Origin of the sequence: Microcoleus sp. FACHB-831 (genome assembly GCF_014695585.1) — a bacterium.
Lineage (GTDB): Bacteria > Cyanobacteriota > Cyanobacteriia > Cyanobacteriales > FACHB-T130 > FACHB-831.
Genome location: NZ_JACJON010000040.1, coordinates 135,955 through 159,387, shown reverse-complemented (window position 1 = coordinate 159,387; position 23,433 = coordinate 135,955). Strand labels below are relative to the sequence as shown.

The window sequence follows — 23,433 nt, the reverse complement described above, 5'->3', positions numbered from 1 at the left end:
TGATGAGCGAGCTGCATCTAAGAGTATTCAGAGATAAGAGTGAACTTGTGCTACCCGATGGCACCGCACAGGTTTTCTTAGAAGGGGGAATGAGTCAGTCAGCTAGACTGAAATATCAAAAAATAACTAAAGAACTTGCTAATGGTTATCTAGAACAAAAGATCCTCTTGTGCAGAGATAATTTAGCCGATATTGACTTTTCACAACTGAGCCATATTCATCTTAATATCTTCAATAGGCTTGTGGATTCAGTTACCAGTGAAGTTGGCAGAGCGTTGGTTGGGTTAACAATTATGCAGTTATGCATCAAAGCCATCGAGCCGACGCAAAGTATTAGGCTGCATAAAGGCAGTACAAGCAGCAAATCCTTTTCATGGCGTGATGGTATATCCATGCGCTCTTTGGATAAGCAGTATATCACTCCAATTTTGCGACGCTACGATCTGCTCAAATTGAACGCGGATGGATTTATGATGACGCGCAGCCTTGCAGAAAATTATCCTTACTCACCTGTATATAAGGCTAATATTAGGGGCGCGAGGCTGCAATGGCTCAGCCTTGTGGAAGGGATTGAGGCTAACGAAATATCTCCCGAAGCTGCTCTGCATTATTTGCTATCACAACTACTGAATCGGGCAAAGGCTTTTAGAGACTTAGCTGAGCAAACAATAGAGAGTTTACACAAGTTTTTACAGTCACGTGAAAAAGTGAACCAGGAATTTTTAAGTGAAATTATAAGAAGGCATATTAATGAGTCTGATTATGCAGCAAGAATTATGGAAATTGCTATGCACAGTTTGATGCAAGCACTGGAAGACTGTCAACTATTTCCTGATGGAGCGTTGAAGCCTCTCTCACAGATGCGCTCGGCAAATAAAAAGCACGGTAATATAGGTGATATTGAAATACTAGAGGCTACGCAGATTATTGAAGCATGGGATGCAAAATATGGGAAAGCCTACTTGCGAGATGAATTAGAAGAACTAGCAGATAAGTTGGAAGCACACCCGACTGTTGCTTTAGCTGGCTTTGTGACAAGTGTTGAACCTGAACGAAGAGATGAACTTGTATCGCGTTGTCAAGAAATTGAAGATGACTTTGATATTGTTCTAGAAATCCTGACCTTTAGAGAGTGGATCAAAAAGCAATTTAGTCGAGCAATGGGAGGGGGTACGGTGACAGAGCAAGAATTAGCGATCGCGTGGATTGCAGCTTATACTCAGTCGCTGGCGCAAAGACGCAGAAACATTGCTCCAATTGACGAACCTTGCCACCAGTGGCTTACCACTTGGAAACGTATCCTGGAAAACTCATAATTACTCAGATCGCAGGGGCGATCGCAACCTTTAAATCGGAAGAGGGCGATCGCGCTAGTTATTTCAAGTATCCTGCGATAAGTCGCGCAAGAAATAAAAGCGATCGCTCCTCCAATCACTTCCCTTAATTCGTCCCAAGTATCCCGTTAAAGGCGAGGAAAGCTCGATCAAAATTTCGTGCATTTCCTCAGTTTTTAACGGCTGAGGTGGATTGGAGCCAAAATATGCGCCATGTAAAGCTTCAACTCCAGCATTATCTAAACCTGTGTTTTTCACGTAATTTTTTACAAGCTGGACGAGGTGCGATCGCAGCCTAATATTTTTCCATACATTGTCAATATAAGTATTAACTTTATCGTCAGCCAAGCCAAACGGTTCTTGCTGCAAACACTGTTTTAGCTCTAATAAGTTTATAGAGTTTTTCTGCTGTGCTTGCACTTCAACTAATCTTTGTAGTGTTTCGGGTCTAATGACATTCATTTGATTTTCAGTAGCGGTTCTATTGGCATAAAAATTTAACTCTCCAGCCGCTACAATTAATTTAATTGAACGGTCATATTGAGCTTTACCTAGATGGTTCATACCAATTTTTAGGAGTTGTGCAGGGGTTCCATCAGGAACTTTCTCTGTTTTAGTCGCCTTGCACTCTCCCACCATTGGGTAAGGACTTTCACAGTAGAAATCCATCCCTCCGGCTCCACCCATTGATTCTGGATCTATACCAGAACCACTGAAGCCTAACTTAAGTAATCCTCTACGCACCAGTTTTTCAAAAGTATGACCGTCGCTAGAATTTCCTATTTCTGCAATTTTCTCGATCCAAGACCAATCTCGATCGAGTTGCTTTGCAGGTTCATCACTACCCCAACCTAGAAATATTTTAATGTCCCGATCCAGTTCTTTAGCTGCTGGGTTGGTGATGGTAAGTTGCGCGATCGCACCTTGCAATTCTTCTAATTCTGGATGCTGCGGTGGGAGTCTATTTTCTAGCTGATGGCGGCGTTGGTTGAAAGTGCGATCGCTCAACACTGGCGAATCATCTGTAACGCTCAGAGGATGAGGTAAAGCCACAAATCGACCTTGATTCTTGGCTGGTATTTCCAATGGTTGAGATAACAGATAAACTCGTAAATGTGCCAAAAAAATATAAGGAAATTGCGATAAAATTTTTTCTAACGCCTCTTTTTTCCAGATTGTTAACTGTGACAAAGCATCTAAATCTTCTCTACCATCTAGTATTTGGCAGAGTTCACATTTAGCCCAAGCTTTAATTGTGGTTGTTTCAGGATTTAACTGAGTAAATGCAGTTTGAGCAATAGACAAAAAATTCGGTCGATAGTGTTGCTCAGTTAGTAGTAAGTTAATAGATGCATCACCTGGGTATAGAGCAAATTGTCGCCCCCCGATATCGAGCCGAGGCATAGCTGCGATCGCTCGCCCTTGAATTAACGCTTCAATGTCTGGCGCGGGTAGTCTTATAGCAGTATCAATGTTTACCGAATTAACTGACGGCATACTTCATCTTATAGTTGAAATTGAGTTAATAACCAATGCACAACTTGAGAGTGTGCCATTTGGCGACTGCGCCGCAAAGTTTCTTCTAATACTGCCATCTGTAAACCTGGCAATATTTGAGATTCAGTAATCCTTCTACTACCGCCAGTGGGGATAATTTCAAAAGCAATTATCTCTGCTTTCTGCACATCAACTATCCAGTATTCTGCTATTTTTATATCTTCATAAAGCAACCGTTTTTCGCCTTTATCATCAGCTAGGCTACTATCAGCAATCTCGATAGCTAAGTCTGGCGCTGGGGTATTATCAAGATTAGCGATCGCGGTTCCTGTCGGTACCATTTGCGCCCGTTCTCCGATGTAATAAGATACATCGGGCTGACACTCCCGAACGCCTGTTTTACGGTAGGTACAGTTATCCAAGCAATTCAGTAAAATGCCTTTGCAAGCGGCGAATAAGGTGACAGCAATAGCAATAATCCCATTATCTTTTGCATGATCGGGACTGACTGGTATAGTTTCAATCCTCATTTTGCCATTGTAGTAGTAGCCTTTCGTTTTTTGATAGGCGGGGTCTTCAATGGTTTGGATAAATTCGTCCCATGTCGCTACAACCCAAGTATCGGTCGGTAGTTTTGTCTGCATGGTACTCATAGATTTCTCTGTTGGACTCAACTTATATAGCAATCGTATTTGAGCTATGAGATGCTAGCTCTTCAGGTCCCCGACTTCGCAAGAGAAGTCGGGGAGCTTGCCACTGCGAAGCATTTAGGACTGCTATAGTCAGGACATCAACCATTAATTCTGTTGAATAGCGCGTTGATTCCATCATCCATGTTACGTGATTCAGATACATCAGCAATCATAGATTCCTCTGAAACTGTGGGTTCTTCTTCAATCCTATCCGCAGCAACTTCATAGGATGGATCGCTGAGAATCTCTTGGTTGTCTGATTCAGATACATCAGCAATCATATATTCTTCTGAAACTACGGGTTCTTCTTCGATCATATCCGCAGGAACTTCATAGGATGGATCGCTGAGAATCTCTTGAACGAGAGGGTTACTAACCCCTAGCATTTTTTCAGCACCTTTTTCGGCAATAAAATTGAAAATCTGCAAATCAGTCACCTTATAGTCAACTTCGCGCTTTTGATAAACCGAATAAATTGCTATCAGCGGTTTAATTTCCTCTTCTTTCAGCGGCACAACTTCCCCACCGTTTTGCCTAACCAGCGGTTCTAGATAAGTTTTCTCCATATGTGGAGTAATTTTTTTGCCCTTGGAACGAACCAAACAGCCGCGAGTCAAGCCAAAAGTTTCGTAATCATTTAGCCTTCTCAATCCGGCTCCTAGTGTTTTGCCGCCAGTATACTGAAGAACAGCAACTCCAATGGTGGCATTTTTTCCAGTTTCGTTACCAATTATCTTGAAATTGATGTAATCATCTTTCCCACCTCTTTTCTTTACCCTATCTGTAACTTGTTCAATTGTTACTCTTTCTACAGTTTTACCAATCAACCTCTGGAACCCAAACAAAAGAGCATTAGCAACTAGGTAATTATCATCTAAAGAATTTCCTAGTTCTTCTTCCATCTCTTTAGAAAAAGCAATTTCAACTGGATCGAGCTGTTCTACCCCAGGAACGCAGTTATCTCGACACCATTTTAAAACTTCTCTAATGGTTGGTTTATCATCAGCAAGGTCTGTGAGTTGATTTTGCGTAAATGGGTAAGTTGGATTTGGAGGAACTAAGTTTTTTGCTTTATAAAACTCCCTTAAATATAAGGTGACTAATTGGATGATGGAATTACCATCAGGGTATTTTAGCTCCAGCGGACTACCCTGAGCAGAAATCTTATTGTAGACTCCCCCAGGTAACGCTTTTACTTTATTACTCCAAACACCAGGCATCATTACGCTGAGGATTATTCCTTGTTTGAGATTTTCAAACAGTTCTTTGATTAAACCAGCGACAACCTGCGCTCTTGTCAAAGAAGTATCAGGATCTATGTCAGGATTGTCTAGTTCGTCGAAACAAATTACAAGTTGGTTATATTCACTAATCAAATCTAGGATTTGTAGAACCGCATCAAAAGATTGGTTTTGAGTAGGTAGTCCTAGTTCATTTGCTTTGAATTGAGCTAATTCCTTGCCTGCCAACCAGTTAATCGCAAAAAGATTTTTATCGGCAGATAACGTCCACAAAATTGCCCGGACAGTATCAGGATTATTAACATTCTTAATTTTGCAAAATGCTTTGGCTGCATTGTTGAGCCATTTATTAAATACTTCTGGTTTACTCTCTTCGGTTTCCTCAATTTGCTGGAGTAGATCTTTAGGCAAAAAAGTCTTATTTTTAGGGTTTACTGCCTTTAATGCCTCATTCACCATGTCTGTTGCCAATTCTTGCCATTGCATAACTTCTTTGCTACCAATCTTTTTAAGGCTATCGGCTAAAATTGATTGGAATCCTTGTTTAATTTGACTGATGTCACCATATTTGTTTGCATAGACAAACAAGGCACCACCCTGAGATTGCAAACGATGGCGGATGCGGCTAATAATGTGAGTTTTGCCTGTTCCATCTTGTGCAGTGATGGCTATTGAAGTTGTCGAGTATTGACCCGTCTGGATTTGCTTAAGTGCTTGAAACACAGCTTCAGAAGCGTGGGAATTTATAGTCTCAATATCAAGAAATTCTTTGTCCCAAATGTCTTTGGCATTCAGGAAAGGAGGTTTAGCAAAGGGATTTTGATTTTCGATAGCAGCGTTAAGCTCTTCAATGGAGGAAACAGAAAAATTGGTCATGGCTTTTTGTGTGAGGTAGAAAACTGGAAACAGAGTTCGGTTAGTTTTGAGAATTTAAGCGTTTCGCGTAGTAACGCACTGCGCCAAGTTTAGTCTTAATAGAGTCTTCAGCTTGATCGGGAGTGATATCTGGCATTTCACCGCCGATGAGTTGCAAAATATCCTTAGCTTGCATTTCCAGCAGCCACTCGTTGAACTTGTCGCGACTAACACTTTCCCCAATCTCCCGCCGAATCCGGTAAATTGGCACCAGATTGTCTAAGTTGTAATCCCGGTTCAGGCTGTCGTACACTTCCAACGCTAAGGGCTTAAATTCGTCATAAGACGCGATCGCTCCCCCTGTTGCTTTACCTTTGCCAGCACTCGCCGCTACACCCCCATCTAGGGTTCCCATCTCACGCAACCACTTCAACAGCGCGTTAGCAGTTCTGGTTCCAATTTGAGTCCCATCAAACTCAAATTCACCACTCTTCAGTCCCTCGCCTAGCGTCTGCACCCCTTTATCCGCTAGCGATACCAAGTTTTTAGATATAGCGATCGCTCCTGCTTCCTCTAACTGTCCAAATACACCTTGATAGTCAGCAGCCCTCTCATTCGTTCGCTTTATTCGTTCGGTTAAATCACCCTTCTTAACCTGGCTATTTGCTCCCCCCATGTCCCACAAAGCGAGAAGAATGCGAGTTTTAGCCCCCGCTTCAGTACCGCGTAAACCTTTAGTTGTTGCCTTATCTTTTGTTGCCATCTTGATAATTCCAGCTATTTGACAGATAAAATTTGCGTTTCAGGCCAATCTACATAGCGTATAATACCCGCACATAGACAGTAATTCCCCTGTAAATGTTCTAAACAATGATTGTGCTAATTTACACAAGAAATAAAAGTTATTAAATAAACTTAGTATTCGTGCTTGTGGACATCGACACTATCCTTAACCCTTTTCAGCACTTTGGCGTCAATCTCGGCCTAGAGCGCATTGAAAAATTATTGGCTTCTTTAGGCAATCCCCACCATTCTGTCCCCATAATCCATGTGGCTGGAACAAATGGTAAAGGTTCTGTTTGTGCCTATCTCTCCTCCGTATTAACCGAATCTGGTTATCGCGTTGGACGATATAATTCTCCTCATTTAATTGATTGGAACGAACGAATTTGTATCAACGAAAAACCTATTTCTACTAATGACCTAGCACAATTACTCATGCAGGTTGTAGAGACAGCAAATAATCGTCTCGCTAGGGAATACACACCCACTCAATTTGAAGTAATTACCGCCGCTGCTTGGTTATATTTTGCCCAGCAGCAAGTAGATGTCGCCGTAGTAGAAGTAGGGTTGGGAGGACGGCTAGATGCGACAAACGTGTGCGATCGCCCCCTCATCACCATAATAACTTCCATCAGCCGCGAACACTGGCAGGTACTTGGCCCCACCCTAGCCGACATTGCAGGCGAAAAAGCTGGCATCCTCAAACTAGGATGTCCAGCCGTAATCGGACAACTGCCAAAAGAAGCAATGGCAGTCGTAAAACAACGCATTGCCCAGCTAAATTGTCCTGCCGTTTTCCCACAACCAGCACAACACATTGGAGAGGGGTGGGCAGAATATGAAATTGTTGAGGATTTAAACTTAAATCCAAAATCCAAAATCCAAAATCCAAAATCTATAAAGTATCCTTTGCCGTTACTTGGAGAAATTCAGCTAAGTAATTCAGCATTAGCGATCGCATCCCTGCAAATTCTTCAACAACAAGGCTGGAATATTTCAGCAGAAGCGATCGCCTCTGGTATGGCAAAAACTAAATGGCCCGGACGCCTCCAATGGACTATCTGGAAAAATCGCCGCTTACTCATCGACGGTGCCCATAACCCAGAAGCAGCGATCGCCCTGCGTCAATTTGTTGATACTTTATATCCTCCCAATTCCCAGGCGCAACCTGCGAATGTGGGGGAGCTAGATTCTAAAACTTGGGTAATGGGAATGCTCTCGACTAAAGATCATGCGGATATTTTTCAAGCCTTGTTGCGACCAGGCGATCGCTTGTATTTAGTCCCCGTACCCGACAACACTTCAGCCGACCCAGAATATTTAGCAACTCTAGCTAAAAACATCTGCCCAAATTTAGCATCTTGTCAGTTATATCCAGATCTCATAGATGGTCTGGAAGCTGCAAACTTAAACACCAACCCAGAAAATTTAATAGTTTTGTGTGGTTCGCTTTATTTACTAGGATACTTTTTACAACAGCAGCAATTATAAACTATGAATTTTGAATAATCGAGGTTAAATTTAAAATTTAAACCCCCCTTTGTTAAGGGGGGTTGCCATATCTATTCTTCCCGTTTAGACCGTAGCTTCTACCAACGGGCGACGCGAGTATTCTACTTTGGTTCGGATTGCTTCAAGACGCGCTTTAGCACGTGATGATTTTGGTTTCAGGTAACCAAGACGCATCATTTCGCGCAGATCTCTAAACCGGGGTTTAGATACAGTTCCCAAAACAAAATCAGCAAAAGGAAACACAATATTGTAGTTTTTGTTCGTAGCTTGGTGGTGCATAAAGTGATGCCTAGCCAACCAGCGATAAAGCCCCCAGTCAGCAAAAAATACTGCTTCGGGCATATGCATTTGGTTGTGCAGGATGTTCCACAAACGGTCGTGTGCGATGCCCATAATTATCCACACCACACCCGCGATTGGGGAAACTGCAAAGAACAGCAACATAATGGGAGCAAAGGCTAGGAATAGCCATGCTGTCTCAACTAGACGGATGTCGATATTATCGTGACGACCATCTGGATGAGGTTCAAAGTCAAAATCGCGATACCAGATGCCGTGATGCCGTACAGCATGGCCTTCATATATTTCCATAATGTAAGGCCATACCCGATATGCCCATTTAGGCAGGCGTCGTTTGTGCATCAAATTTTGGTGAACTTGGTGTTCTATCAACGATATGGCTATATAGCTGGCGACTACCGATAACACGACGATGAGCAGGACACCAGGCAAACCAGAGAAAAAATTTTGCATGTGGATTGAGAGACATTAACTCATACGATTGTCTGTCATGAAGCGCGATCGCGCTAGCGTGCGATCGCGTCATTCGTGCAATTGCCTGCAACTACTTATCGAGAATTCCACTGTGTCGCAGCATCAGCCACAGCCTGTTCTACTGTTTTGTTACCCAGCATTGCTGATTGCAAATTTTCATAAATTGCCTTTTGCAACTTGTTGAGATCGCGCATTGCGGGAACTAACACCTCAGCTTGTTGCATCTGGCTAGCGCTTACGATCCGTGCTTTATCCGCTGAGGAAGCATTGGCATCAGCAGATTTGAAGTAGCTATCTTGCAGCGATTCAACTGTAGACGGCAGAACATTAGCTGCCTTAGCAAAAGCCAGTTGATTTTTGTTGTTAGTGACAAATAAGGCAAATTTAAGAGCGTTATCAGACTTGGCAGTATCGCGGGGGATGACAAGATTCATTACAGCCACAGTTTTTTTGCCAGTGACGCCAGTAATTTGGGGTGAGATAGCAGAAACCTGAGCGATCGCAGGTGCATTCTTAGCGATCGTGCCGAAAAACTCCGAACCCGCAGCCAGCAACGCCGTCTCACCCGACTGATACAGTTGAATTGCTTGGCGGTGTCCTTGGGTCAAAACTTCCTTTGGCAACAACCCATTTTTGTAGAGATCTACCCAATACTTAAATGCCGCAATACCAGCAGGAGTATTAAACGCTGCCTTCCCCTGCGCGTCTACCAATTGGACACCCATCTGCACCAGGGACTCCAGCACCTCCCCCGAATCCCCCGGAACCAGAGTTACAAAAAAAGCGTATTTGCCCGTTTTTTCCTTAACAATCTTCGCCACCTGGGCCAATTCTTCATAAGTACGCGGTGGGTTACTGATAGCCGCTTTTTTAAACAAATCTGCGTTGTAAATCGTTACTCTCGTCGTTAGATACCAAGGAATGCCAAAACTTTTATCATTAAGCGTGCTGGCCTTCCATATATTAGGTAAATATTGCTGGCGTACTTGGGGTGATATTTTAGAGTCTAGCTCCAACCATGCATTCCGAGAGGCGAGTTGCGAGGCAAAATCAGGGTTTAGATTTACCACATCCGGCGCTGTTTTTCCAGCTACAGCGGTCAGAATTTTGCTCTCCATCGCCGACCAGGGTACATCTACCCACCGGACTATAAGGCCAGAATTTTCAGCTTCAAAAGAGGAAATTAGGTTTTTGAAGTAGTCTGTAAATTGTGGCTGTAGCTGCATCGTCCAGAACTCAATTTCCTGACTTCCTGATATAGATGGAGTGGTGCTACAGCTCACCACCCAGCTAAGGAGCAATCCAAACAGGGCGCATACTACTAAACGTGTCCAGGTCTTCCTACTGCTCATTATGAATCGGGATTCCGCATTCGGCGTTAGCAGTAAATCATCCTACATTATTCGATATGTATCCGGGCGACAACCTTTCGCTGGGTACGAGGCTGTACTAACCTCGTATTAACGGTTTTTGGCTTCGGTATTTACTTCACGCGAGGCAATTGTAAGCTAGATTGGGTAGCATATACTTCTCTAGATCTATTGGCACTCATACAAGAGTTGCATTAGACAATCATCATCGGCACAACACCCATCTACCGACCAAAATATGCTTAACCGCTTAAAAGGTTTAGATTTTAAAAGCGTTTTTGCCAAACGAACCAAAGGCATCGGTATAGAACTGGCTCCAGAACGCATTAATATTGCACAGCTACGCAAGCACGGTCAGGGCTTTAAATTAACAGCGATGCACTCGACGGAAGTGCCCGAAGGCATATTTCAAGAAGGGCAGATTGCCGATGCACCAGCTTTGGCAGAAATGATCCAAGCCGCAATGGCAGAGACTAAGATCAAAGCCGATAGCGTTGCTACAGCAGTGCCTATGCGGGAATCTGTTATTAGGATTATTCCAGTTCCAGCAGAGCTAGATGATAGAGAGCTGCGTGAAATGGTTTTAAACCATGAAGCTGGCCTTTATTTGCCGTACCCCCGCGAAGAAGTCGATTTAGATTATCAGAAGCTCGGCTTTTTTACAGATGAAGATGGCATTGAGAAGGTGCAAGTACTGCTGGTAGCAACCCGCAAAGAAGTAACAGACACCTATATCGAAACGTTCAAGCTAGCCGGGTTAAATATAGATGTTCTAGAGATTAACAGCTTTGCCCTAATTCGCACGATTAGGGAACAGTTACGGCAATTTGCACCACAAGAAGCCGCAGTTCTGGTGGATATTGAATTCGACAGCACGGAAATTGCCATTATCGTCGATGGCGTTCCCCAATTTAACCGCACCGTTCCTATCGGCACTTTCCAACTTCAGAGCGCTCTATCGCGAGCGATGAATTTGCCAACGTCGAGAAACACGGAGTTGCTGCAAGGAATGACGATTCCCAACACGCCCGTAGATAGCGTTCGCACTGGTGCGACGGGCATCAATCCGGGTATGGCGGCTTTAATTAGAGTGTTGGGAGAGCTAGCGGATGAACTGCGTCGCTCTATCGATTTTTATCTAAATCAGAGCGAAAATTTAGAAGTGGCGCAGCTTTTACTAGCAGGGCCTGGGGGTGGAATTGGACAACTAGATGAATTTTTCACGCAAAGGTTAAGTTTGCCTACGACTCAAGTAGACCCGGTGGCAGCTCTTTCTTTGGAGGTTGACCAAGAAATTCCTCAAGTCCAAAGACCGGGATTGGGTACTGTACTGGGGTTAGGACTAAGGGAGGTTTAAAGCGATGTATAGCTTAGATGTTAATTTTCTTAAAGATCGCCCTGATTTTGTAAACGAGCGGTCTAACAAGCCCAAGAAAGAAAAAACTCCAATCGGGACGATGGTTCCCCTAATTGCAGGGGTAGCAGTTGGCCTGCTCTTGCCAGGTGCAGTTGGCGGCTTGTTGTGGTATTTAAATCAGCAAACTGCCCAATTGGAGCAAGAAGGATCGCAGCTAGACACACAGCTAGCTAGCCAAACACAAAAACAGAATGAAATAAAAAGCATCACCCAACAGACCACCACCATTCAAGGGGAAACCCAAGCGCTAGCCAGCGTTTTCAATCAAATTAAGCCTTGGTCAGCTATGTTGCAAGAGGTGCGCGATCGCATTCCTCCAGGGGTGCAAATTAAAACCATTGTACAGACTGAGCAGGCTGCACCAGCACCTGCTGCTACACCCGCCCCTAATGCTCAAGCCCAAACTACGCCACTACCTATAGCTAATCTTGAAATTTCAGGAACAGCACGCTCCTTCAACGATGTAAACGACTTTCTGTTGACGCTTCAGCGGTCTTCTTTCTTAAAAAAAGACTCAACCCAGTTAGTAAGTGCTAGTTTGGTTGCCAACCCCACTACTTTGGAACTTCCTAAGACCCAAGCACAAGCGGCGAATGTGAAGATCGAATTGCCAAAAGTGGTGGAGTACAAGATTCAAACAAGCCTTACTGATGTACCTAGTTCAGAGTTAGTTCGAGAGTTAGATCGCAAGGGTGCCGTGGGTATTGTATCTAGGATAAGAAACCTTCAGACCAAAGGAGTTATTCAACCATGACATACGCTGACGAGTTTAGTCCCCTTGAAGAAGGCGGAGAAGATAGCGCGTCTCCTTATCCCACTATGTTTGGCATTACATTCACGCCAATGATTGGTGGCGTTCTCTTCGCGGTTCTAGGTCTGGGAGGAGCTATCTATTTACTGCTAAATTATGTGCAGCCTGCGTGGGATAGTTACCAGCAACTACAAACAAAAGTAACAGAGAAGAAAAGCCAAATTCAACAAGAAAATGACATAAAGAAAAAGTATGAGGAGGCTAATGTTAAGCTAGCGGAGGCGAAAAGACAAAAAAAAGATGTACTGGCTTTGTTCTCTAATGAGAAAACGCTGGACACTTTGTTATTGGATGTCAATCGTTTCGTTGATGGCACGCAGGGACAGTTGATAAGATTTCAGCCTAATGACCAACAGGCTGGCAATACTGCCAATAATGATGTAAAAAATGTGATAACTGATAGTTCGCTGGGTGCGGAGGTGAACGGCAAACTAAAACGTAAATCTTTCGATGTAGAGTTAGAGGGTACATTTGACCAAATACAGTCAACTATGCGAAGTATTGAACGCTTGCCGTTGCTGTTGAGCGTTAAAGACTTCAAAGCAGAGTTGGGTGGAACTAAACCTCAGAAATTTATGGTTGACCAGCAAGGAAAGGCGGTGATAGTTAACCAACCGACGATCCGAGCCAATTTTAAGCTGAATGCGTTGTTGCCGCTGACAGAACAGGAAGCAGCAGCAGCGCAAGCGGCGGCGGCGCAACCCAAAAAGTAATTGGGGATTTTCTAGGGGCGGTTTCCGGTGTTTGCAGCGGTGTGCGTAATAGGCACTGCTGCTTTAGCACAGCATAAGGGGAAATAAACTGGGTGCGATCCAGAAACTCTGTTTTACATTCTGTTTTGCATTTGCGTCGTCCTTAAGGAATTATGAATTAATAACTCAAAATTCCCAATTGAGAATTGGAATTTTTAGTGAGGAGTGAATTGTGAGACAGCCTAAAGAATTAGGTGAAATTTTGATTGGGGGAGCAGCGATCGCGCTGTTGGCAATGCCAGTTAGAGCGGCGACAACCCCTGTGACAGCTGTGCGCCTGAATCAGACAAGTGGAGGTATTGAACTCACCCTAGAGGCTAATTCAACAGAAAAGCCTCAGATCATGATGGTGAGTAGTGGCAATGACATAATAGCTAACGTGCTTAATAGCGAGCTACGTTTGCCTTCTGGGAGCAGCTTCCGTCAGGACAACCCCATGCCGGGGATCAAGTCGGTAGTTGTCACTCAAGATGATGCTAACAGCATTCGCGTCCTCGTCAGCGGTGCCACAAATTCTCCTTCCGGCCAGATCATGAACGCCGACAATAAGGGGATTACTTTAACATTTAATGCCGTAACCGGGAATCAAGGCGCAAGTGCCTCAAAGCCCTTGCCTGGTATACCACCTGCGGCGGGAGGCGGGGCAAGAGCCGCTGGCGTTCCCGCCAGCGGGCTACCCGCTCTAACGCCAGCAAATCCTACTACCACTGCCCAAGCGCCAGTTGAGCCAGCTCAAATTGGACCGCCAACAGGGACGCAAACGCCTCCGCCTGCACCAACCCCTGGTCTGCCTCAGCCATCCATACTTGTTCCCAATCCCAACATCACGATAGACGGCAATCCAGCACCGCCTGCTGGTGTCGCTCAGCCAGTCGCGCCAGCGCCTCCTTTCTTGCCCAGAGCGATCGCGCCACCAGTCGGTGATATAGCAGTCTCCAATCTTGATTCCTCTAGCTCTGTCATAGATTTGGGTACAGCTACTCGCGTACCCCGTCTGGTCTTACGAGATGCTCCCGTCCGAGAAGTTTTAGGGCTGCTAGCCCGTTCTGCTGGCCTCAACCTTGCATTTATCGGAGGTGTTGCTGCTGGTGGTCAGGGCGCCCAGGGTGCCCCAAGTGGACCGGGTGGGCCAACAATTTCCCTAGATATCGAAAACGAACCCGTTCAAGATGTCTTCAACTACGTCCTCCGGCTCTCTGCCTTGCAGGCAAACCGCAGCGGCAACACCATTTTTGTGGGTACTCAGCTGCCCCAAGCCGCTCGCGAGTTGGTTACGCGCAGTTTTCGCCTCAATCAGGCTACTGCAAGCGCTGCCGCAGGTTTCCTCAGCGCCCAGGGAGCCGAGTCTCAACAGGTTGTAAATCGCACGACAAGAACTACGACGGGAGAGGGTGCTGACCGCCGCACAACTGAGGAATCATTAACCCAGATCATCCCACTGGCGGCCAATGTCGGCAAAGGACCTCTACTTCTTTCCGGATTATCCGTCCTGACGGACGAGCGACTCAATTCCCTCACTATGGTTGGCGAACCGCGCCAAATTGAAATTGCTTCGTCCATGTTGACTCAGCTGGATGCCCGCAAACGCCAAGTCGCGGTGAACGTCAAGATTGTTGATGTCAACTTATTGAACACCGATGACTTAAACACTAGCTTCTCCTTCGGGGTTGGTAAGAGTTTCTTTACAGTTGACGGAGGAGCAGCGGTCGTTAATTATGGCGGTACCAATCCTCCTAGTGCAGCTACCGCGGCCAACAGTGTGACAGGCGTACCTGTCATCGCTAATCCTTTTGGCGGTGCAAACGTTTTCGTCGATCCCAACAATCCTATACGGATTGAGGGGCTGATACCGGGCACGGTCAGAGTTACTCCTAATAATGTGGTAACTGAGCAAGAGGCACAACCCGGGTTGGTTCCTAGACCTTTCATCAACGTAACTAACCCGCTACAGGCCGGTTTCACAAACTTCACTCCAGCAACGCCCAACATTATTACTGAAACTGTTGACCCCACAACTGGAGTCAGGACTGTAACTACAACGCGGGGTACAAATGCGACGCTTACGAGCGCTCTGCCATCCTTGTTCCAATTCCCGACCCGATTGCTATCTCGGTTGCAGGCGCAGATTGTCAGTGGCAATGCCAAGATTTTGACAGACCCGACTTTGGTAATCCAGGAAAACCAGACGGCAAGTGTCAAGCTGACTCAGGAAGTGATTACAAATGTCAACGTCCAGTTCAACGACACTCCTGGAGGTACCAGACAAACTACAACTTTTGAAAAAAGAGATGCTGGTTTAATCTTGCAGGTTGCTGTCGGTCGCATTGACGATAATGGCTTTATTACCCTGACGGTGAATCCCTCCGTCTCTGCTCCTGTCCAAACCATCAATACGGGTCAGGGCGGTGCCGCCATTACTTTACTATCAGAACGCACTCTATCCTCTGGGCAAATCCGTTTGCGAGATGGTCAGACGCTGATTTTGTCAGGTATTATTCAGGACTCAGAGCGAACAACTATAAGCAAGGTGCCTATTTTGGGGGATATACCCATTCTTGGCGCTCTATTTAGACGAACTAACCGGGAGAATCGGCGACAAGAGGTGATTGTGTTGCTGACGCCTCAGGTTATTGATGACTCGTCTCGTTCCACGTTTGGCTATAATTACACGCCGAGTCCAGATGCACGCCAAATTCTGCGACGCGGAGGTTTACCCGTTCAAGGCGGAAATCGCTAAACGGTTGGTGATTGTTCATTGTTTATCGTTAATTTGCCGGGTGCTGAGGGTGCGATCGCGGTGGAAATGCGATGAACAATGAACACTTATGAGGGATGATTTGCTGCCCAAAATACCCAGCGATCGCATAAAAATCCTGAAATCCACATAACTTAAACGTTTCAACGATCCACAACGGGCTAGAGCAATTTAGAATATTGCAGTGAAACCTCGATATTGCGGCAGTTTCAGGGATTTTTACTTAAAGATCCCTTTCTCCGAATCGCGTCACCATCCCTGTATCAGGAATTTTAAGCAGGGATTAACCCATTGTGTAAACCATAGGAATGACTGAACATGAACAAGGGCGAATTAGTTGATGCCGTAGCACAAAAGGCAAGTGTTACCAAGAAAGAAGCCGACGCAGTGTTGACGGCAGCGTTGGAAGCCATTATGGAAGCTGTTTCCGAGGGCGACAAAGTTACCCTAGTAGGCTTCGGATCGTTTGAATCAAGGGAGCGCAAAGCCCGCGAGGGTCGCAACCCCAAAACTGGCGACAAGATGGAAATACCAGCAACCAAGGTTCCTGCGTTTTCTGCTGGTAAGTTGTTTAAGGAGAAGGTGGCACCACAAGACTAACCACTTCTTCTATTGGGAGGACTCATACTTGAAACGGCCTACTCACGGGGGAAACTTAGCTTGGGCAGCTGCACTGGCAGGCTGTTCCCCTGCGAGTATTCTTGATTTTTCTGCCAGTATCAATCCCTTGGGTCCTCCCCAATCGGCGATCGCCGCTATAAAGGCTCACCTAGACTTTCTCAGAGCCTATCCTGACCCTAATTACTACGAGTTACGATTGGCTCTGGGGCTTGCACACTCTCTGCCGCCTGACTGGATTCTCCCAGGCAATGGGTCGGCAGAGTTATTAACTTGGGCAGGCTGGGATCTGGCAAAACTGGAGGTAACTTGTTTAGTTACCCCAGCTTTTGGCGACTACTGGCGGGCACTCCGGGCGTTCAATGCCAATGTCATAGAGTGCCCGCTTGATTTTTCGGCAGAGGTCAAGCCGATTTTAAATATGAGATTTGAAATTTTAGATCAAAAATCAAAAATCGGCCTGATCCTGAATAATCCCCACAATCCCACTGGCTTTTTGTTTTCTAAAGAGACGCTTCTGCCATTGTTAGAGCAATTTGCTCTAGTAGTTGTAGATGAAGCCTTTATGGATTTTCTGCCTCCAGATCAGCAGCAAAGCTTGATACCATTAGTGACGGAATTCAGCAATTTGGCGATACTGCGATCGCTCACTAAGTTCTACACTATGCCCGGTCTGCGGCTAGGTTACGCGATCGCTCACCCCGACCGCCTTAACCGCTGGCAAACCATGCGCGATCCCTGGCCTGTAAACACCCTAGCTGCTGCTGCTGGCGTAGCTGTATTGCAAGACAAAGAATTTCAACAACAAACCTGGGACTGGCTGACACCAGCAAAATCACAACTGTTTGAAGGCATGGAACAATTGCCAGGATTGCGACCATACGAGAGCGCCGCTAACTTCTTACTCGTTGAGTCCGAGCATCCAACTTCGCAATTGCAGGAAAAACTGCTAAAGCATAGTAAAATTCTGATCCGCGACTGTTTGAGTTTTCCCGAATTAGGCGATCGCTATTTCCGGGTTGCCGTTCGCTCTGTTGCGGATAACCAGCGCCTAATCAAAGGTTTAGCAGAAATTTTAAATTAAAGATTTATCGTGAGCGTTGACTATGATTTAGTGGTAATAGGAGGCTCTCAAGCTGCACGTTATGCCGCCCTAGCCGCCACCCACCTACAAGCCCGCGTTGCCCTAGTAGAACCTCAACAGACGGGGGAAAACTGGCTGATGTCGGGTTATATGTACAGCAGAACTGCAACCCATATAGGGCTAGTCGCCCAGCAGGTGCGTGACGCCAATCAATTCGGCGTTCATCTGCACGCTGACTCGAAAGAAGATTCTAAAGATATTGGCGAACAGCCCAAGGGACATAGGCTTGGCGATCGCGTGTCTGTATCAATTCGATTTAATGAGGCAATGCAGTATGCTCGCAGCGTCGTCTCTACCCTTGAAGAACAAAATTCGCCAGCTATTTTGAGTTCTTTGGGCGTTGATGTAATTGTTGGTAGTGGAGAATTTTCTCGCAAACCTCACCTTGCCTTTGTGGTTAACGGCAGACGTTTGCGATCGCGTGCCTTCCTAATAGCTACTGGCTCTACTCCAGCAGTTCCAGAAATTGATGGATTGCAAGCCGCTGGCTATCTCACACCAGCAGATATTTGGCGTGCCGATATCACCAAACCGCTTGCTAAAAATTGGGTAGTCATAGGCGGTACTCCCACTGGTACTGAAATGGCTCAAACTCTGGCGCGGCTGGGTGCTGACGTGACTCTGGTTACAAGTCGTTCGCGTATTTTAGCCAAAGAAGACCCAGAAACAGCATTCTTAGTGCAAGCGCAACTAGAAGCCGAGGGCGTCCGCGTCATCACAGATAGTCCGATTACTCAAGTTAGGCCAATTGACAGTAAAAAATGGGTTCAAGCTGGCAATAAAGCTATCGAAACAGATGAGATTTTATTAGCAACTAGACACCTGCCAAAAATTGAATATTTAAACTTGGAAAGCGTGGGGGTAAAATTTCATCCGCGTGGTATTCATATTAATGAAAAACTGCAAACTACTAACCGCCGCATTTACACTTGTGGAGATGTATCGGGTGGCTATCAGTTAGCTTATATTGCCGAGTACGAAGCTAAAATTGCTCTAAAGAATGCGCTATTTTTACCAAGTTATAAGATAGATTATCGCGAAATTCCTTATTGCATATTTTCCTCCCCGCAATTGGCACGAATAGGCATGACTGAAGAGCAAGCTAGAACCAGATATGGAAAGGATGTATTAGTTTTGCGACAATATTTTAAGTCGGTGGCAGCAGCTTTAATGATAGGAGAAACTACGGGTTTATGTAAAATTGTTGTGAGGGGTAACGGAGAGATTTTAGGGGCTTCTATTGTTGGGTTCCAAGCAGTTGAGTTAATTCAGGCGATCGCTCTTGCCATGCGCCACAACATTAAGGTGAGCGCGATCGCTGACTTTCCCCACATTTCGCCTACTTTCTCAGAAATTACCTACCAAGCTGCCGCCGAGTGGGACAAACAAAGACTCAGCCACAACAAGGGTTTACAAAACTTCCTAGAAGGTTTCTTTAACTTACGGCGGTCGTGGTCAAAGTAGATATACCAATCTTAAAAAGAGTGTACCTTTTTCTGGCACAATAAATTTAAATATTCAGGAGTACAACAATCAATCCTGGGTGCGGTCAAACAGTTGCGAACGTCTAATGCATAGATTCCGAGTAGAAGTTATTGCCAAAACACCAAATCCTCAGCAGGTGGTTTATGCTGCCCTGCACCAAGATTATACCGAGGGTTTTGTATTTGATGAACGCGATTCGTGGCCATCAGAGTCAAACTGTGGCGAGATTATTGTTAAGCGCCTCTTAGCGGGTGAAAGGGGGCATTATGGCCCGTTGGAGCATCCCCAAATTGTCTTCAACTGTGGCTATTTTCCCCACAGCGTAATGCAACAAGCTCGTACTCATCGTGTTGGAGTATCCTTTGATGTTCAGTCATTTCGCTACACAGGCAACCAATTTATTGATGTAGTGGAAGGCAAGAAAAATATAGAAGATGTTTTCTATCTTCGCCCAGTGGGCTATTATTCAGATCGCCAGGGTAAACGATACTACTACAGTCCAGAGCAAAGAGAAGAAGATTTGAAGTGGTGTCTAGAAGCAGCTAAACGATACAACCTTGATATTGAGGCTGGTATGTCGGAGGAACACGCAAGAGGAAAACTTCCTTTTGATTATCGTCAGCACTTTATCGTCAGCTTCAATTTAAGGTCTTTTCTTCATTTTTGCGACCTTAGAAATAAGAAAAATGCTCAAATCGAGATTCAAAAGCTTTGCGAACTGATGTGGCCTCACTTTCAAGATTGGGTTCCAGCGATCGCAGAGTGGTATGAAAGTAATCGTCTTGGAAAGGCCAGATTAGCACCGTGAAGATACTACTAAAAATTTAGCTCAATCATAATTAGCGTATAGAAAATTGCGTTTCGCGAACAAAACAACCTAATATTTAGATTCATTGAAAACCAGTTTGCTATTTATTAAGTTGGGTTTGGCGATCGCTCCTACAACAATCAAGGACAAAAGTTGTCGTTGATATGCTTTTAGCGCGTTATGGTAGAGTAAATTAATGATAATGAGTGGAAATAAAGAACTTATCAAAAGATAAAAATGAAGCTAAAAATAGTTAAAGTGGATCGTTTAGCAGAAATCCCTAAATACGCGCATACAAATGATGCTGGCTTAGACTTATTTTCTTTAGAAGAGTTAGAAATACCTGCTGGAGAAAGCAAGCTAATACACACTGGCATATCAATAGAGTTACCTCAAGGAACTGAGGCGCAAATCCGACCCAGAAGTGGACTAGCTCTGAAACACCAAATTACCGTACTAAATACGCCAGGGACAATAGATGAAGGCTATCGGGGTGAAATAGGAGTGATTTTAATTAATCATGGTAAGAATTCGTTTAAAGTTACCAAAGGCATGAAAATTGCTCAAATGGTAATTGCTCCCGTAATTCACGTTGAAGTTGAAGAAGCTGATAATCTAAGTTATACAACTAGGGGAGTTAATGGTTTTGGCTCAACAGGAGTTATCTAACCAAGAAAATTTTATCCTGGTTGCAATATCCTTTTCTACTTACTCGTAATGCAAAATATCTTACAAGTATACGAATCATCTCAACGGCCAACATGGGACGAGTATTTTTTGATGTTGGCGAAACTTGCAGCAACTCGCTCAACTTGCCTCGCGTTTCCGGTTGGTGCTGCAATAGTTAAAAATAGGCAGATTTTGGCAACGGGTTACAATGGTTCGCCAGCTGGGTCCGTTCATTGTACTGCTCAGGGATACTGCTATGAGGGGCTTAGCAGTTGCGATGCTAGTAAAATTATGCCATCGCGTTCTGTTCATGCGGAAGCAAATGCGATCGCGCAAGCTGCAAAGCACGGTATTTCTACTGCTGGTGCAACTATTTATGTCACTCTAGAACCTTGCTTATCTTGCTTAAAATTAGTTATTTCAGCAGGAATAAGTGAAGTTTTTTATGAAACTCCTTTCAACACTGGAGAAAGTATCCTTGTTAGGGATTCTTTCATCAAGGATGGTTTAGTTACCCTGACGCAAATTAAAGTTTCTGAAGAAACAGCAAAAAGAGCTGCATTCTTCCTGCTAAACCCCACATCTGTTGCTAGACCATCTACAACTTTAGAGCCGGGTAATGGGTCAAGTTTAGCGGTTTCGCCGTAGGAATTGCGATCGAAACTCACCACTACGCGGTTGAGATTTGAGATTAATCCAAAATCTCAAATCCAAAATCCGAAATGACTAAGGGCGATCGCTGCGACGAATTTCTGTAATTTGATCTGCCACATCTAGAAGCGCTTGGGGCATTTCTGGCCCTGCCAAAATAATATCTACATGGCTGGGGCGTTTTTCAAGAAAGTCCAAAACTTCCGATTGTGGGATTAAGCCAAAATTAATCGCCAAACTAAGTTCATCCAGAACAACCAGGGAATACTTACCCTCATATACTACTTTTTGAGTATGCTGCCACAGGCGAAGCAAAGACTGCACCTCTGTTTCATCCAAATGTGGGGTATCAATGCAGCGGGGCAAATCGCAGCGAATCCAATCTAAATGCTGCCCCAAGCGCATGGGATGCTCGTGCCCCTGCTTAATTCCTCCTTTGAGAAACTGAACCACCAGCACAGGCGTACCCTGCCCCGCAATTCTAAGCGCTTGCGCCATCACAGTAGTAAAAAAGCTGCGGTGAGTAGAGGTAAAAACCTGTACCAATCCTTCAATGGCGGGAAGTAAGCGGCGATCGCTGTTGAGAGTTGGAGTTTCTAGCTGTGCAACCATAGGGCAATGTCTATTGGGCGATGACTCTTTACAGGCGTTGCTAAAAAGCAACATCTAGTGCTGTTTGCTGATTATCCCCTAAATCAAACACTATATATATAAGTACGTCAACAGCATATTGGCCGATGCAGGAGGATGGCGCTTTCCTCTAGAAGCAAAAAGCCTAAAAATGCCACAGTAATAGCCCGATAGGTGGCAAAATAGCCAGCAGAGGCATATATGTTTGCTGTTTAATAAAAGTTCAGCATCCAGACCATAGTTGATTCCACGAAAGTAGGAGTGCATTAGGGTGAGACTGGTGATTCTGGGCGGGCCAGGGGCAGGTAAGGGAACGCAGGCGGCAAGACTATGCAGCCTGCTAAATATCCCTTGGATTTCAACGGGAGATATGTTGCGTAGCGCGATCGCTGCCCAAAACCCGCTGGGAATACAAGCGCAACCCTATGTGGAGAAGGGCGAATTAGTGCCCGATCCAACGCTGATAGAATTTATGCGATCGCGGCTAGATCAACCTGACGCAAGCAAGGGTTGGCTATTCGATGGTTATCCCCGCACCGCCTTTCAAGCTGAAGAGCTAGATTTTCTTTTAGACGATTTGGGTCAAGCCTTGGACTGGGCGATTTACCTAGATGTCCCGCCTACCGTGATGATGAGTAGAATTTTGGGGCGAACGGGTTCCGACAGCGATGAATCGTGTCGCCTGGACGACCAACCAGACATAGTAGAGCGTCGAATTGAATTATTCCAAGAGCGCACTATCCCTATTTTGGAATACTACGAACAGCGATCGCGCCTGCTTAAAGTTTCTGGCGACCAAACCCCAGAACAAATACAACAGGAGATTTTGCAGAAACTTAATCAAGTATAAAGGTGGGCACTTAGCCCTTGTGCTGTATCCTAATCAAGGACTTTGTGAGGCAAGGGCGATGGCGTGGCAGCGTTCTGATAATCGGCAACCAAATCAACTGCGTCCCTTAGAGTTTCAGCGGGGGTTCACTCGCTTCGCAGCTAGTTCCGTGCTTACGCGGTGCGGCGACACAGCGGTTCTTTGTACAGTTACAGTTCAACCAGGCGTTCCTAAATTTTTGGTAGGTACGGGCAAAGGCTGGCTGACGGCTGAGTACCGAATGCTGCCAGGAGCAACCCCCCAACGCGGGGAACGCGAATTTATGAAACTATCCGGACGCACCCAGGAAATTCAGCGGCTAATCGGACGCAGCTTGCGGGCGTGTGTTGATTTGCAAGCATTGGGCGAACGCACGGTTATTATAGATGCGGATGTTTTGCAGGCTGATGCTGGAACTCGCACTACTTCTATCACTGGCGGGTTTGTGGCGCTTTCGAGTGCGATGGATAAACTCGTGCAAGATGGTGAGATAGAGCGATCGCCCATTCTCCACCAAGTCGCCGCTGTTTCTGTAGGATTATTAGAGGGAGAGCCGTTCTTGGATATGAACTATCCCGAAGATGTTGCCGCTGAGGTTGATTTCAATGTTGTGATGAACGAGCATCTGGGCATAATTGAAGTCCAAGGAACTGCTGAAGACGGAACATATAGTCGCACCCAACTAAATCAACTGCTGGATTTGGCAGAAAAAGGTATTGAAGAATTGCTCGAAGCACAACGTCAAGCTTTGAGAATTTTATAGTTTA

General features: G+C 45.2%; 22 protein-coding genes. 14 read left to right on the top strand and 8 right to left on the bottom strand.

Annotated features, from left to right (window positions below; translation table 11 throughout):
* The first annotated feature begins 2 nt into the window (after positions 1-2).
* Positions 3-1,316, top strand: coding sequence for a hypothetical protein (locus H6F77_RS10950; protein WP_190488263.1), 1,314 nt, complete (start codon positions 3-5; stop codon positions 1,314-1,316).
* A gap of 63 nt (positions 1,317-1,379) precedes the next feature.
* Here the strand turns inward: H6F77_RS10950 and H6F77_RS10945 are convergent, their stop codons facing one another.
* From H6F77_RS10945 to H6F77_RS10930, 4 genes are all read right to left on the bottom strand, one after another.
* On the bottom strand, positions 1,380-2,831 hold the full coding sequence (locus H6F77_RS10945) for a DUF1802 family protein (protein WP_190488261.1): 1,452 nt from the start codon (positions 2,829-2,831) through the stop codon (positions 1,380-1,382).
* Between the two features lie 8 nt (positions 2,832-2,839).
* Positions 2,840-3,484, bottom strand: coding sequence for a Uma2 family endonuclease (locus tag H6F77_RS10940; RefSeq protein WP_190488258.1), 645 nt, complete (start codon positions 3,482-3,484; stop codon positions 2,840-2,842).
* Between the two features lie 137 nt (positions 3,485-3,621).
* A complete protein-coding gene (locus H6F77_RS10935; RefSeq protein ID WP_190488257.1) occupies positions 3,622-5,640 on the bottom strand; it encodes a P-loop NTPase family protein in 2,019 nt (672 codons plus the stop codon).
* A 40-nt stretch (positions 5,641-5,680) separates the two neighbouring features.
* Positions 5,681-6,382, bottom strand: a complete 702-nt coding sequence (locus H6F77_RS10930; protein ID WP_190488255.1) for a hypothetical protein — start codon at positions 6,380-6,382, stop codon at positions 5,681-5,683.
* Positions 6,383-6,549: 167 nt separating this feature from the next.
* On the opposite strand from H6F77_RS10930, the gene H6F77_RS10925 reads away from it, so the two are divergent.
* Positions 6,550-7,893, top strand: a complete 1,344-nt coding sequence (locus H6F77_RS10925) for a bifunctional folylpolyglutamate synthase/dihydrofolate synthase (RefSeq protein ID WP_190488253.1) — start codon at positions 6,550-6,552, stop codon at positions 7,891-7,893.
* An 84-nt stretch (positions 7,894-7,977) separates the two neighbouring features.
* Here H6F77_RS10925 and H6F77_RS10920 read toward each other — a convergent pair whose 3' ends face one another.
* Both H6F77_RS10920 and H6F77_RS10915 read right to left on the bottom strand, forming a co-directional pair.
* Positions 7,978-8,667 carry a sterol desaturase family protein gene (locus tag H6F77_RS10920; RefSeq protein ID WP_190488251.1) on the bottom strand — a complete coding sequence of 230 codons (690 nt, stop codon included), beginning with the start codon at positions 8,665-8,667 and terminating at the stop codon, positions 7,978-7,980.
* A 95-nt stretch (positions 8,668-8,762) separates the two neighbouring features.
* The gene (locus H6F77_RS10915) at positions 8,763-10,040 is read right to left on the bottom strand and encodes an ABC transporter substrate-binding protein (RefSeq protein ID WP_190488249.1); all 1,278 of its coding nucleotides are present in this window, start codon (positions 10,038-10,040) and stop codon (positions 8,763-8,765) included.
* A gap of 256 nt (positions 10,041-10,296) precedes the next feature.
* Between H6F77_RS10915 and pilM the strand changes: the two genes are divergently transcribed.
* The 4 genes from pilM (at position 10,297) to H6F77_RS10895 (ending at position 15,775) form a co-directional block, all read left to right on the top strand.
* Positions 10,297-11,415: a type IV pilus assembly protein PilM gene (gene pilM, locus H6F77_RS10910; RefSeq protein ID WP_190488247.1), complete on the top strand. Its 1,119-nt coding sequence runs from the start codon at positions 10,297-10,299 to the stop codon at positions 11,413-11,415.
* Between the two features lie 4 nt (positions 11,416-11,419).
* Positions 11,420-12,229 (top strand): PilN domain-containing protein, encoded by an 810-nt coding sequence (locus H6F77_RS10905; RefSeq protein WP_190488245.1) that lies wholly within the window; start codon positions 11,420-11,422, stop codon positions 12,227-12,229.
* Entirely contained in the window at positions 12,226-12,999 is a 774-nt protein-coding gene (locus H6F77_RS10900; RefSeq protein WP_190488244.1) for a pilus assembly protein, read from the top strand. Before H6F77_RS10905 ends, H6F77_RS10900 begins: the two co-directional genes overlap by 4 nt.
* A 211-nt stretch (positions 13,000-13,210) precedes the next feature.
* Positions 13,211-15,775, top strand: a complete 2,565-nt coding sequence (locus tag H6F77_RS10895) for a secretin GspD/PilQ domain-containing protein (RefSeq protein ID WP_309228831.1) — start codon at positions 13,211-13,213, stop codon at positions 15,773-15,775.
* A gap of 15 nt (positions 15,776-15,790) precedes the next feature.
* On the opposite strand, the gene H6F77_RS28345 is transcribed toward H6F77_RS10895, so the two are convergent.
* The gene (locus H6F77_RS28345; protein WP_255515720.1) at positions 15,791-15,922 is read right to left on the bottom strand and encodes a hypothetical protein; all 132 of its coding nucleotides are present in this window, start codon (positions 15,920-15,922) and stop codon (positions 15,791-15,793) included.
* 189 nt (positions 15,923-16,111) lie between these two features.
* Between H6F77_RS28345 and hbs the strand changes: the two genes are divergently transcribed.
* The 6 genes from hbs (at position 16,112) to H6F77_RS10865 (ending at position 21,165) form a co-directional block, all read left to right on the top strand.
* Positions 16,112-16,393: a non-specific DNA-binding protein Hbs gene (gene hbs, locus H6F77_RS10890; RefSeq protein WP_190488242.1), complete on the top strand. Its 282-nt coding sequence runs from the start codon at positions 16,112-16,114 to the stop codon at positions 16,391-16,393.
* Positions 16,394-16,421: 28 nt separating this feature from the next.
* On the top strand, positions 16,422-17,495 hold the full coding sequence (cobD, locus tag H6F77_RS10885; protein ID WP_190488240.1) for a threonine-phosphate decarboxylase CobD: 1,074 nt from the start codon (positions 16,422-16,424) through the stop codon (positions 17,493-17,495).
* A 9-nt stretch (positions 17,496-17,504) separates the two neighbouring features.
* Positions 17,505-19,019, top strand: a complete 1,515-nt coding sequence (locus H6F77_RS10880; RefSeq protein WP_190488238.1) for a dihydrolipoyl dehydrogenase family protein — start codon at positions 17,505-17,507, stop codon at positions 19,017-19,019.
* A gap of 106 nt (positions 19,020-19,125) precedes the next feature.
* Complete coding sequence (gene thyX / locus H6F77_RS10875; RefSeq protein WP_190488236.1) at positions 19,126-19,848, top strand: FAD-dependent thymidylate synthase; 723 nt, start codon at positions 19,126-19,128, stop codon at positions 19,846-19,848.
* Positions 19,849-20,085: 237 nt separating this feature from the next.
* Positions 20,086-20,517: a dUTP diphosphatase gene (gene dut / locus H6F77_RS10870; RefSeq protein ID WP_190488234.1), complete on the top strand. Its 432-nt coding sequence runs from the start codon at positions 20,086-20,088 to the stop codon at positions 20,515-20,517.
* Between the two features lie 48 nt (positions 20,518-20,565).
* Entirely contained in the window at positions 20,566-21,165 is a 600-nt protein-coding gene (locus H6F77_RS10865; protein ID WP_190488232.1) for a deoxycytidylate deaminase, read from the top strand.
* 78 nt (positions 21,166-21,243) lie between these two features.
* Here H6F77_RS10865 and H6F77_RS10860 read toward each other — a convergent pair whose 3' ends face one another.
* Positions 21,244-21,780: a P-loop NTPase family protein gene (locus H6F77_RS10860; protein ID WP_190488231.1), complete on the bottom strand. Its 537-nt coding sequence runs from the start codon at positions 21,778-21,780 to the stop codon at positions 21,244-21,246.
* 289 nt (positions 21,781-22,069) lie between these two features.
* On the opposite strand from H6F77_RS10860, the gene H6F77_RS10855 reads away from it, so the two are divergent.
* Positions 22,070-22,648, top strand: a complete 579-nt coding sequence (locus H6F77_RS10855) for an adenylate kinase (RefSeq protein WP_190488229.1) — start codon at positions 22,070-22,072, stop codon at positions 22,646-22,648.
* Positions 22,649-22,706: 58 nt separating this feature from the next.
* A complete protein-coding gene (rph, locus tag H6F77_RS10850; RefSeq protein ID WP_190488360.1) occupies positions 22,707-23,429 on the top strand; it encodes a ribonuclease PH in 723 nt (240 codons plus the stop codon).
* The last annotated feature ends 4 nt before the right edge of the window (positions 23,430-23,433 follow it).

Excerpts from the sequence above, each read along its gene's own strand:
- H6F77_RS10935 (WP_190488257.1), bottom strand. The coding sequence starts at position 5,640 with ATGACCAATTTTTCTGTTTCCTCCATTGAAGAGCTTAACGCTGCTATC.
- dut (WP_190488234.1), top strand. The coding sequence starts at position 20,086 with ATGAAGCTAAAAATAGTTAAAGTGGATCGTTTAGCAGAAATCCCTAAA.
- pilM (WP_190488247.1), top strand. The coding sequence starts at position 10,297 with ATGCTTAACCGCTTAAAAGGTTTAGATTTTAAAAGCGTTTTTGCCAAA.
- H6F77_RS10905 (WP_190488245.1), top strand. The coding sequence starts at position 11,420 with ATGTATAGCTTAGATGTTAATTTTCTTAAAGATCGCCCTGATTTTGTA.
- H6F77_RS10860 (WP_190488231.1), bottom strand. The coding sequence starts at position 21,780 with ATGGTTGCACAGCTAGAAACTCCAACTCTCAACAGCGATCGCCGCTTA.
- H6F77_RS10920 (WP_190488251.1), bottom strand. The coding sequence starts at position 8,667 with ATGCAAAATTTTTTCTCTGGTTTGCCTGGTGTCCTGCTCATCGTCGTG.
- H6F77_RS10915 (WP_190488249.1), bottom strand. The coding sequence starts at position 10,040 with ATGAGCAGTAGGAAGACCTGGACACGTTTAGTAGTATGCGCCCTGTTT.
- H6F77_RS10930 (WP_190488255.1), bottom strand. The coding sequence starts at position 6,382 with ATGGCAACAAAAGATAAGGCAACAACTAAAGGTTTACGCGGTACTGAA.
- H6F77_RS10950 (WP_190488263.1), top strand. The coding sequence starts at position 3 with ATGAGCGAGCTGCATCTAAGAGTATTCAGAGATAAGAGTGAACTTGTG.
- thyX (WP_190488236.1), top strand. The coding sequence starts at position 19,126 with ATGCATAGATTCCGAGTAGAAGTTATTGCCAAAACACCAAATCCTCAG.
- rph (WP_190488360.1), top strand. The coding sequence starts at position 22,707 with ATGGCGTGGCAGCGTTCTGATAATCGGCAACCAAATCAACTGCGTCCC.
- H6F77_RS10900 (WP_190488244.1), top strand. The coding sequence starts at position 12,226 with ATGACATACGCTGACGAGTTTAGTCCCCTTGAAGAAGGCGGAGAAGAT.
- hbs (WP_190488242.1), top strand. The coding sequence starts at position 16,112 with ATGAACAAGGGCGAATTAGTTGATGCCGTAGCACAAAAGGCAAGTGTT.
- H6F77_RS10945 (WP_190488261.1), bottom strand. The coding sequence starts at position 2,831 with ATGCCGTCAGTTAATTCGGTAAACATTGATACTGCTATAAGACTACCC.
- H6F77_RS10865 (WP_190488232.1), top strand. The coding sequence starts at position 20,566 with ATGCAAAATATCTTACAAGTATACGAATCATCTCAACGGCCAACATGG.
- H6F77_RS10940 (WP_190488258.1), bottom strand. The coding sequence starts at position 3,484 with ATGAGTACCATGCAGACAAAACTACCGACCGATACTTGGGTTGTAGCG.